Source organism: Novosphingobium sp. B-7, assembly GCF_000410615.1.
Classification (GTDB): Bacteria; Pseudomonadota; Alphaproteobacteria; order Sphingomonadales; family Sphingomonadaceae; genus Novosphingobium; species Novosphingobium capsulatum.
In genome coordinates this window covers 4,850-5,234 of the sequence record NZ_KE148367.1, presented here as the reverse complement: position 1 = coordinate 5,234, position 385 = coordinate 4,850, and the positions used below count along the sequence as shown (strand labels likewise).

The window sequence follows — 385 nt, the reverse complement described above, 5'->3', positions numbered from 1 at the left end:
GACCCGCATGGCGACGTGGCCCGCCACGGCCTGGTGCCGGTGCTGTTGCTCTATTGGTGGCGCTGGCGCGAGACGCGCGATCCGCCGCCCTGCCCCGCGTCAGGCAGCCCGGCGCGCGACGACGCGCCCGAACTGGTAGTGGTGATCCAGTGCGAAAGCTTTGCCGATCCGGCCGATCTGTTTGACGATGCCACGCTTGCGCTGCCCGGGCTGGACGCGGCGCGCGGCCTGGCCTGGCAGCACGGCCGCCTGCATGTCAGCGGCTTTGGCGCCTACACCATGCGCACCGAATATGGCGTGCTGTTCGGGCGGGAAGAGGCCGAACTGGGCTTTCGCCGCTTCGATCCATTCCTCACCGCACAGGGCGAAGGATCGTGGGCCTTGC

Annotated in this window: 1 pseudogene; it reads left to right on the top strand. The window is 69.6% G+C overall.

Annotated features, from left to right (window positions below):
* Positions 1 to 385 (top strand): annotated as a pseudogene (locus tag H926_RS34795) (LTA synthase family protein); the annotation flags it as partial.